This window comes from Mesorhizobium sp. M7A.F.Ca.ET.027.02.1.1, from assembly GCF_004022985.1.
Classification (GTDB): Bacteria; Pseudomonadota; Alphaproteobacteria; order Rhizobiales; family Rhizobiaceae; genus Mesorhizobium.
Map to the genome: position 1 here is coordinate 1 of NZ_RZOL01000675.1, position 1,885 is coordinate 1,885.

The window sequence follows — 1,885 nt, forward strand, 5'->3', positions numbered from 1 at the left end:
GCCAGGCACAATCCCATTCCTGCCAGGCTCTGTCCCAGACGTTCGGGTCGAACCCTTGCGAAAGGTCGGCCACCTCGCCGAGCGTGATCTTGTAGGCGGCAAGGGTGGCGGGCGGGGTGATGCTGGCACCCTGCTTGTATTCCTCCAACGCTGTCTGAGGCGCGCGGGACAGGTAAAGGGCTTCGACGCCTGGCCGATTGAAGCGCCCGCCATCGATCGCCGCGCCCCCACCACTGGTGGGCAGGAAAGCCCATTTGGGTGTCAGATAGCGATGGAAGATCTCGTCCGGCCCGACGCGGGTGATCTTCACCCGCGCGCCCCGTTCTCGAGATCCCGGATAAAGGCCAGGACTGCTTCGACCTGGCCGTCCGCGACGAGTTCGGCCGCCGTGCGATGGCCATAGTCGGCGATCGGCTCATTGCGATACCAGTAGATTGCCTTGTCGACGTCGCCGGTGAGCTCCGTCGCGGCCGAGATCACCTTCACCATCTCGCGCATCCGGCCCTGCAGGCGCTCAGATGAGGGGTTGCGCAGCGTGTTGCGATGGACGCCGGTCAATTGCGCCAGGTTGGCCACCTTCACGCCAAGCGCCTGCGACAGGCGTTTCGGCGAGATATAAGGCGTGCGCGGCTCCTGAAGGCTATCGACAAAGCCTGAGATCGCGGTGGAATGTGCGAGCTGTGCGTGGGCCATGGCAAATCTTCGACCTCTCATACTCTGCACAATATATGCACATTCCAACGCATAGCAAGTGAACAGTGGCCTGGCACCTTCCAGCGCCCTGTTTGTCCTTCCTCATCCTCGGGTGGTAGTTAGCGGCAGCAATGCGCCCAATCTCGGCCGTTTTCAGCCGTTCTCAACGAAACCATAACCTGCCGTGCGTTCAGGCGAGCTGGAACAAAAGTGCCGTGCTCACTTGATCGGGGGGGCGACTCCTTGCAAATCATGTCGATGGTGGAAAAGAAGCCCAGCCCTGAAATCGCGCGCGGTTCGAGCCCAGCATCGCGGGGGCCGGCCGGTGCCTATATCGAAGGTGAGCTCGGCGCGCTATATCTGCTTGCGCTGCTGACGGGCAATCGGGCACCGGGCTTGCCTGACGCCCGGGTCGTCAGCGTTCGGTTCCAGGGCACGGAGCAGGGATTCAAGCTCGATGACCTGATAGTTTCGGGCGTGGGATCGGCGGGCGACTTCATCCTCGAAATCCAGTCGAAGCGGGATATCACCTTCTCGCCTAGCGATAGCGTCTATCAGGATGTCGCGTCGCAAATCGCGCGGAGCATGGTGGGTTCTGTCCCGGAAGACCGGGATCTTCTCGGCATCGCGACTCAGCGGACCAGCCGCAAGATTTCAGGCGCCTATCAGGATGTGCTCAGATGGGCGCGAACGGCGGACAGCGCGATAGCGTTCTTCAGCCGCATCGACGCCAAAGGCGTCGCGAGCAAGGACATGCGCGACTTCGTCGCGACGACGCGAAAGCATTTGATCGCCGGCGGCATCGCTGACGATGACCAAGCGATCTGGTCGCTTTTGCGGCGAATGCTCATTCTCGAGTTCGATTTCGAAGCGACAGCGCCGATCGCTCGGACGTATGGTCAAGCACTCGCGCGCGTAGCGCTGGCAGACGAGGATGTCGACCGTGCCGAGGCGCTATGGAGCCGGCTGATCGATCTGTCGATCAAGACCGGGACCACTGGCGGTAGAATTGATCGAGATAGCCTCAGGGCCGATCTCGCCGCGGCAGGGTTCCGGCTTGCCGGCGACCGCGATTATGGGCCGGCACGCGCCAGGCTCGCCGAGCTCGCGCAGAGTACGCTTGCCCATATCGGGACGAACGTGGCGGGTGTGACCTTGCCGCGATTGGAAGCTGTCGCTGCGGTGGACGACG

2 protein-coding genes and 1 pseudogene are annotated in these 1,885 nt (G+C 62.5%); 1 reads left to right on the top strand and 2 read right to left on the bottom strand.

The annotated features are described in order from the left end of the window. Both EN749_RS34990 and EN749_RS34995 read right to left on the bottom strand, forming a co-directional pair. On the bottom strand, positions 1 to 310 hold a 310-nt coding region (locus tag EN749_RS34990; protein WP_148674726.1), incomplete at its 3' end, for an RES domain-containing protein. Then, positions 307 to 693, bottom strand: a complete 387-nt coding sequence (locus EN749_RS34995; protein ID WP_128364882.1) for a hypothetical protein — start codon at positions 691 to 693, stop codon at positions 307 to 309. The genes EN749_RS34995 and EN749_RS34990, both read right to left, overlap by 4 nt. Positions 694 to 936: 243 nt before the next feature. Between EN749_RS34995 and EN749_RS35000 the strand changes: the two are divergent. Then, positions 937 to 1,885, top strand: a pseudogene (locus EN749_RS35000) (hypothetical protein); the annotation flags it as partial.

Bases quoted from the DNA above. Each gene is read 5' to 3' on its own strand.
- EN749_RS34995 (WP_128364882.1), bottom strand. From the start codon at position 693: ATGGCCCACGCACAGCTCGCACATTCCACCGCGATCTCAGGCTTTGTC.